Source organism: Thermostichus sp. MS-CIW-15 (assembly GCF_054060575.1).
In genome coordinates, this window is the sequence record NZ_JBSSDI010000032.1 from 26,350 (window position 1) to 33,285 (window position 6,936).

Genomic DNA, 6,936 nt, shown 5'->3' on the forward strand with positions numbered 1-6,936 from the left:
TGCGGCTAGGACGGCTTCATCGAGAGTGATCCTGCTCCCCTGGGGCAGTTGATTGGCTTGACTTTTCTTTATTGCGCCATTTGTCCGAGAAGTCAGCTCGTTTGCGCCTTCTACCCCTAGACCTGTGCCGCGCTTTTTAGCCAAAGCCGGGGGGTCGGAGCTGTGGGCCAAGCGGGGAGATCCTCGGTCTTGCTGGCATTTCGGCCTACAATCAAGCTAGAGCAGCCCTTTTTTAGCAAGCCATGCAGACTCTAGATCGGCCCAACGCGCCCTCTCAGCAGCCCTACCCAGAACCGGTCTACCCCCGTCGTCCTACCCGCACCGTAGCCGTAGGCAACGTGTTGATCGGCAGCCAGCACCCGGTGGTGGTGCAGTCCATGATCAACGAAGACACTCTCGACATCGATGCGGCGGTGGCGGCCATCCGTCGTCTGCACGAGGCGGGCTCGGAGATCGTGCGGGTTACCGTTCCCAGCATGGCCCATGCCAAGGCGATGGAGGCGATTCGGAGCAAGCTGATCCAAACCTACAAGCCGGTGCCGCTGGTGGCCGATGTCCACCACAACGGCATCAAGATCGCCCTGGAGGTCGCCCAATACGTGGACAAGGTGCGCATCAACCCGGGTCTGTTCGTCCTGGAAAAGCCGCAGCCCGGTCGCACCGAGTACACCCAAGCCGAACTGGAGGCCATCCGCAATAAGATCCGCGAAACCTTCACCCCCCTGGTGCAGACCCTCAAAGCTCAGAACAAAGCCCTGCGCATCGGCGTCAACCACGGATCCCTGGCCGAGCGCATGCTCTTCATGTATGGAGACACTCCAGAGGGCATGGTGGAGTCGGCCCTAGAATATGCCGAGATTTGCGCCGAGCAAGACTTCCACAACGTAGTTCTTTCCTTCAAAGCTTCCCGTCCGCAGGTGATGTTGGCGGCCTACCGGCTGGCGGCCCGCCGCTTCGATGCCTTGGGCCTGAACTACCCCTTCCACTTGGGGGTGACCGAGGCCGGCGATGGAGAATATGGCCGCATCAAATCGGCAGTGGGGATCGGGACGCTTCTGGCTGAGGGGATCGGTGACACCATTCGGGTTTCCCTAACCGAAGCCCCGGAAAAAGAGATCCCGGTGGCCTACGGCATCTTGCAGGCCCTCAACCTGCGCAAAACCATGGTGGAATATGTGGCCTGCCCCTCCTGTGGCCGCACCCTCTTCAACTTGGAGGAAGTACTGCAGAAGGTGCGGGCCGCAACCCAGCACCTGGTGGGCCTCGACATTGCCGTCATGGGCTGCATCGTCAACGGGCTGGGGGAAATGGCCGACGCCGACTACGGCTATGTGGGGAAAACCCCCGGCTACATCTCCCTCTACCGCGGAAAGGAGGAGGTGAAGAAGGTGCCCGAGTCGGAGGGCGTCCAGGCGCTGATCGAGCTCATCAAAGCCGATGGGCGGTGGGTGGATCCCCCAGAAGGAAGCCCAAGTAACTAAAACCAAAAGAGAGGGCAGCAGTCCACCAGCAGGTCTCCTTGCCTGCTAGCCTAGAAGATGCGTTGAACAGCTCCCAGTATGACCAGCACTCTCCCCACTCGCTCGTTTAACACCAGCCGCTCCAGGCAGATCTTTGCACGGGCGCAGCAGCTTATGCCGGGGGGCGTCAGCTCTCCGGTGCGTGCCTTTAAGTCGGTGGGCGGGGATCCCGTCGTCTTCGACCGCGTTGCCGGCGCCTACGCCTGGGATGTGGATGGCAACCAGTACATCGACTACATCGGCAGTTGGGGGCCGGCGATTGTCGGCCACGCCCACCCCGAGGTGATCGAGGCGTTGCGGCGGGCCCTGGAGAAAGGCACCAGCTTTGGCGCCCCTTGCGTTTTGGAAAACGAGCTGGCCGAGCGGGTGATCGAGGCGGTGCCCAGCGTGGAGATGGTGCGCTTTGTCAACTCCGGCACCGAAGCCTGCATGGCGGCGCTGCGCCTGATGCGGGCCTACACCGGGCGGGAAAAGGTGATCAAGTTCGAGGGCTGCTACCACGGCCATGCGGACATGTTTTTGGTCAAGGCCGGCTCGGGGGTAGCCACGCTGGGCCTGCCAGATTCGCCGGGGGTGCCCAAGGCTGCCACCAGTGCCACGCTGACCGCCCCCTACAACGACCTAGAGGCAGTCAAGGCTCTGTTTGAGCAGTATCCCGACTCCATTGCCGGCGTGATCCTGGAGCCGGTGGTGGGCAATGCCGGCTTCATTCCGCCGCAGCCGGGCTTTTTGGAGGGTTTGCGGGAGCTGACGCAAAAGTATGGCGCCCTGCTGGTGTTTGACGAGGTGATGACCGGCTTTCGCATCAGCTACGGCGGCGTGCAGGCCAAGTTTGGCGTCATCCCCGATTTGACCACCCTGGGCAAGGTGATCGGCGGCGGCCTGCCGGTGGGGGCCTACGGCGGTCGGCGGGAGATTATGGAGATGGTGGCGCCGGCGGGGCCCATGTACCAGGCGGGCACCCTCTCCGGCAACCCCCTGGCCATGACGGCCGGGATCCACACTCTGGACATCTTGCGCCGACCCGGTACCTATGAGTATCTGGAGCGGATTACCGAGCAGTTGGCGACGGGGCTGCTGCAGATTGCACAAGAGACCGGTCATGAGATGTGCGGGGGCTATTTGCCCGGCATGTTCGGCTTTTTCTTCACCGCCGGCCCGGTGCGCAACTACGAGGAGGCCAAGCGCTCGGATTTGCAGAAGTTTGCCCGCTTCCACCGCGGCATGCTGGAGCGGGGGGTGTATCTGGCGCCCTCGCAATTTGAGGCCGGCTTCACTTCCCTGGCCCACACCGAGGCCGATGTGGAGAGAACCCTAGAGGCAGCGCGAGAGGTGCTGCGCACGCTCTAGGGTTTTTCTCCCCTCTCCCCTTGAGAGAGGGGTTGGGGGTGAGGGAGCTCCCTTGCTGCATTGGGATCCCCGACCATGGCCGAGCACATCCACCGCAACTGGCGCATCACCACCCAAACTACCGACAAGGGGTTTATCTTTTGCTGCCAGCGGCTACGTCAGGATGGCTCAGTGGAGCCTGCTGCCAAAGCCTACGGCTACTTCCAAAATGAGGCCGAGGCGATTTTGGCGGGCATGGTCTGGATCGACCGGCAGCAACTTCCGGATCACCTGGACGGCTTGCTCTTCGACAACGAGGAGCCAGAGGGCTAGACAGAAGCTTCTTCGCGTACCAACTGTTCCCAGCCCAAGCCTTTGAGGGCGGCGTTGCGCCGCAGCGGGCGGGTGACCAACTCCAGCAGCGCCTGGGTGTTGCCGAAGCCGTGGATCGGGGCAAAGGTAAACTCCACCGACCATTTGGTGGTGATGCCGCGGGCCTCGAGGGGGTTGGCGTGGGCCATGCCCGTGATCACCAGATCCGGCTGCAGGGCTTTGATGCGCTGCAGTTGGTGGTAGTTATCCGGCTTCTCCACCAGGGTGGGCTTGGGCACCCCCATCTCCTCGCAGGTGCGCTCCAAGAGGGCCAGCTCGGCGGCTTGGTAGCGCTTGTCGAGGTAAGGGATCCCGATTTCCTGCACCGTCATGCCGCAGCGCACCAGGAAGCGGGCCAGGGAGACCTCCAGCAGGTTATCCCCCATGAAGAAGACGCTCTTGCCCCGCAGCAGGCCCAGGTACTCTTGAACTTGGGGGTGGCGCCACACTTCCGCTTCCCGCTCTGCCAGGCCTGGAGTCGGGATCCCCAGCTCGCGGGCAATGGCTTCGATCCAGGCGCGGGTGCCATCTGGCCCGATGGGAAAAGGAGCAGGGATGAGCTTGGCCTTTTTGCGGCGCACCAGCGTGGTGGCGGTGCGGCTGAGGAAAGGATTCACCCCCACCACATGGGTGCCCGGCTCGATGGCCGGCAGCTCCCCGTAGCGCTTGGCTGGCAGCCAGCCGGAGACGCGGATCCCGTATTTTTTCAGCTCCAGAGTGAGTTGGGTAACCACCGGATCCGGCACGGAGCCGAAGATGACCAGCGGCGGGTGGGGGTGGAAGCCCTCTTCCTCTTTCTTTTTGCCGGAGCGCAGCCCGTAGAAAAGGGCCTGCAGGCCGCCCCGCGTCTCCCGCTCCTCTTCCTGCACCTGCTCCGGGCAGCGCTGGGCCATGGAAGCCAACACCGTGTCTTCCCCCTGGGTAAAGGCGTAGTCGAGGCCGTTGGCCCGCGCCACCACAATCGGGATCCCGATCTCGGCCTCTAGCTTCTGTGCCAGGCCCTCCAGATCCATTTTGATGATCTCGGTGGTGCAGGTGCCGATCCAGACGATGACGCTGGGGTTGCGATCCCGCTGGATTTGCAGGCACAGCCGCTTCAGCTCCTCGTAGTCGTTGAGCTTGGCGCTGATATCTCCCTCTTCCAGCTCGGCCATGGCATAGCGCGGCTCGGCGAAGATCATCACCCCCATGGCATTTTGCAAAAAGTAGCCACAGGTTTTGGTGCCGATCACCAAAAAGAAGCTGTCTTCGATTTTGGGGTAGAGCCAGGCCACGCAACTAATCGGGCAGAAGGTGTGGTAGTTGCCGGTCTCGCATTGAAAGTGGAGGGTATTGGAAGTATCCACAGCAGCAGTCATCGTCGGCTCCTAGAAAAGGGTTTGTCAAGCTAGAGGGCGACCAACTGGGGCACGCCCACCAATTTTTCGCTCAGATCCCAGAGCAGCTTGGCCTTGGCCTCGTCCCCTGCTTCGTCCGAGACTTCTTGGTTAAAGGGCTTGGCATTCTTGCGTTGCCGGTTGCCCCAGCTCCAGTAGAACCCTGACTGGCGAAACTCGGGATCCGCCACCACCTGGGCCACCCGCTCGCCGGCCAGCTCCTGGGAGACATAGCCACCGGTGATGTTTTTTTGAAACCAGGGGAAGAGCTTTTGGAACAGGGGATAGTGATGGCGGAAGAGGCCTGTTTCCGCCACGCAGCCGGGGTAGAGGGAGAGGAAGGTGATGCCGGTGCTCTCGTGGAAGCGGCGGTGCAGCTCCCGCATGGTGAGGATGTTGCAGACTTTGCTGTCTTTGTAGGCCTTGACGGGATCGAACTTGCCGCCATCGGCCATGCTGATCGGCTCCTTGAAACCCTGGGCAAAACCCCGCAGATCCCCCAGGTGGGGTTGGGGCGGGATCTTGCCCCCCAGCTCCTTGGGGTTGTGGGTGACGGTGCCCAAGATCACCAGCCGCCGATCCGGGTAAGTGGAGCGCTTCAGATCCTCCAGCATCAAATGGCAGAGCAAGAAGTGCCCCAGGTGGTTGGTGGCCATGGTCAGCTCATAGCCCTCCGGGCTGCGCAGGGGCTGCTTGAGCAAGGGCATGTAGATGGCGGCGTTGCACACCAGGGCATCCAGAGAGCGGCCCGACTGGCGAAATTGCTCGACAAATTGCCGCACACTGGCCAGGCTGGCCAGATCGATCGGCATCAAGGTGTAGCTGCCCTGGGGGATCCCCACCTGCTGGGCCATCCGCCGGCCTTTGTCCAGATCCCGACAGGCCATCACCACGTGCCAGCCCCGCTTGGCCAAAGCCAAAGCCGCATACAGGCCGACGCCGGAAGAAGCTCCGGTAATCACCACGGTGGGTTGCGCTTGTGCTTGCATATCCAACTCCTCTGCCATGTCCTCAAGAGGGATTTCCTGCACAATCCATCTTGGAGTGGAAAGCGGGCCAGACAACGAATTGATAAGGTTTGCGACGGTTTTTCGAAACAATTGCTTCACTTTTAGACACACCGGCAAGCTGGCAGGCTTGGGATCCCTTACACCAGCGCCGGCTCCCGCACGGGGGTTTTGTAAAAGTCCGAAAGCAGGGCAAACAGCTCCCGATCCTCGGCAGGCCGGGGCACGATCCCCTCCGGGCGGGCCAGCAGCTCGTCGGCGATGTTCAGGTAGTACTGACAGACGGGCTCCAGGCTGGGATCCGTCTCTGCCATCTCGAAGAGGGTTTTGCCCTTCACCCGCGAGATGCGAATGTCCTCGACCAGTGGCAACACCTCGAGCACGGGCATGGGCACTGCCGAGACGTATTGGTCGATGAGATCCCGCTTGCTGGTGCGATTGCCGATCAACCCGGCCAGCCGCAGCTTGCGGGTTTTGGCCTTCTCCCGCACCGAGGCGGCAATGCGATTGGCGGCAAAGAGGGCGTCAAAGCCGTTGTCGGTCACGATCACGCAGTAGTCGGCGTAGTTGAGGGGGGCAGCAAAGCCGCCGCACACCACGTCCCCCAGCACGTCGAAGAGAATGACGTCGTATTCATCGAAAGCATTTAGCTCCTTCAGGAGTTTGACGGTCTCCCCCACCACATAGCCGCCACAGCCGGCCCCCGCCGGTGGACCGCCCGCCTCGACGCAATCTACGCCGCCATAGCCGCGGTAGATCACGTCCTCCGGGTAGATGTCTTCGTAGTGGTAGCCCTTGGCCTCCAGAGTGTCGATGATGGTGGGGATCAAAAAGCCGGTCAGGGTGAAGGTGCTGTCGTGCTTGGGATCACAGCCGATCTGCAGAACCTTTTTGCCCCGCTTGGCCAAAGCCACCGAGAGGTTGCAACTGGTGGTGGACTTGCCGATCCCACCCTTTCCGTAAACTGCCAACTTCACAGCACGTTCCTCCACAAGCCTGGCAAAGGCCATTATCGGCAGCCCATCCACCTCCTGAGAAGTGTTAAGAAGAGTTAAGGGAAGTCTAAAACAGGTTAAAGGAGTTTCCTAAATCGCTGGACAGACAAAATTCCGTCCAAAAGATTTTTAGAGCTAGATTTTAGCTGTTTATCAGCTTTTGTTTTTTGTTTTTGTATAAAAGTAGATCAAAAGCAAATGATGCCTCTCTCCTCGCCTCTGACGAGCGCTGACGACAAACGTCCTGATACATTTACGCTGAACACTGCTGAGCATTACTGCTCAGCGGTGAAGCGATAGCATTCTGTCCGTTTCCGTTGTCACTACGCGACGCTGA

General features: G+C 61.0%; 6 protein-coding genes. 3 read left to right on the forward strand and 3 right to left on the reverse strand.

Annotated elements, in window-relative coordinates; translation table 11 throughout:
• The first annotated feature begins 242 nt into the window (after nucleotides 1-242).
• The 3 genes from ispG (at nucleotide 243) to ACVW0R_RS11215 (ending at nucleotide 3,182) form a co-directional block, all read left to right on the forward strand.
• On the forward strand, nucleotides 243-1,481 hold the full coding sequence (gene ispG, locus ACVW0R_RS11205) for a (E)-4-hydroxy-3-methylbut-2-enyl-diphosphate synthase (RefSeq protein ID WP_457502062.1): 1,239 nt from the start codon (nucleotides 243-245) through the stop codon (nucleotides 1,479-1,481).
• Nucleotides 1,482-1,559: 78 nt separating this feature from the next.
• Entirely contained in the window at nucleotides 1,560-2,870 is a 1,311-nt protein-coding gene (hemL, locus tag ACVW0R_RS11210) for a glutamate-1-semialdehyde 2,1-aminomutase (protein ID WP_011431185.1), read from the forward strand.
• 75 nt (nucleotides 2,871-2,945) lie between these two features.
• A complete protein-coding gene (locus ACVW0R_RS11215; RefSeq protein ID WP_011431184.1) occupies nucleotides 2,946-3,182 on the forward strand; it encodes a hypothetical protein in 237 nt (78 codons plus the stop codon).
• Here the strand turns inward: ACVW0R_RS11215 and ACVW0R_RS11220 are convergent.
• The 3 genes from ACVW0R_RS11220 to bchL form a co-directional block, all read right to left on the reverse strand.
• Nucleotides 3,179-4,579 carry a ferredoxin:protochlorophyllide reductase (ATP-dependent) subunit N gene (locus ACVW0R_RS11220; RefSeq protein WP_011431183.1) on the reverse strand — a complete coding sequence of 467 codons (1,401 nt, stop codon included), beginning with the start codon at nucleotides 4,577-4,579 and terminating at the stop codon, nucleotides 3,179-3,181. The two genes, ACVW0R_RS11215 and ACVW0R_RS11220, sit on opposite strands and share 4 nt — an antisense overlap.
• Before the next feature lie 29 nt (nucleotides 4,580-4,608).
• Nucleotides 4,609-5,586: a protochlorophyllide reductase gene (locus ACVW0R_RS11225; RefSeq protein ID WP_011431182.1), complete on the reverse strand. Its 978-nt coding sequence runs from the start codon at nucleotides 5,584-5,586 to the stop codon at nucleotides 4,609-4,611.
• Between the two features lie 158 nt (nucleotides 5,587-5,744).
• The gene (gene bchL, locus ACVW0R_RS11230) at nucleotides 5,745-6,581 is read right to left on the reverse strand and encodes a ferredoxin:protochlorophyllide reductase (ATP-dependent) iron-sulfur ATP-binding protein (protein WP_041439195.1); all 837 of its coding nucleotides are present in this window, start codon (nucleotides 6,579-6,581) and stop codon (nucleotides 5,745-5,747) included.
• Nucleotides 6,582-6,936 lie beyond the last annotated feature (355 nt).

What these genes read in the sequence shown, in the direction of transcription:
- ispG (WP_457502062.1), top strand. Translation starts at nt 243, where the DNA reads ATGCAGACTCTAGATCGGCCCAACGCGCCCTCTCAGCAGCCCTACCCA.
- hemL (WP_011431185.1), top strand. Translation starts at nt 1,560, where the DNA reads ATGACCAGCACTCTCCCCACTCGCTCGTTTAACACCAGCCGCTCCAGG.
- ACVW0R_RS11215 (WP_011431184.1), top strand. Translation starts at nt 2,946, where the DNA reads ATGGCCGAGCACATCCACCGCAACTGGCGCATCACCACCCAAACTACC.
- ACVW0R_RS11220 (WP_011431183.1), bottom strand. Translation starts at nt 4,579, where the DNA reads ATGACTGCTGCTGTGGATACTTCCAATACCCTCCACTTTCAATGCGAG.
- ACVW0R_RS11225 (WP_011431182.1), bottom strand. Translation starts at nt 5,586, where the DNA reads ATGCAAGCACAAGCGCAACCCACCGTGGTGATTACCGGAGCTTCTTCC.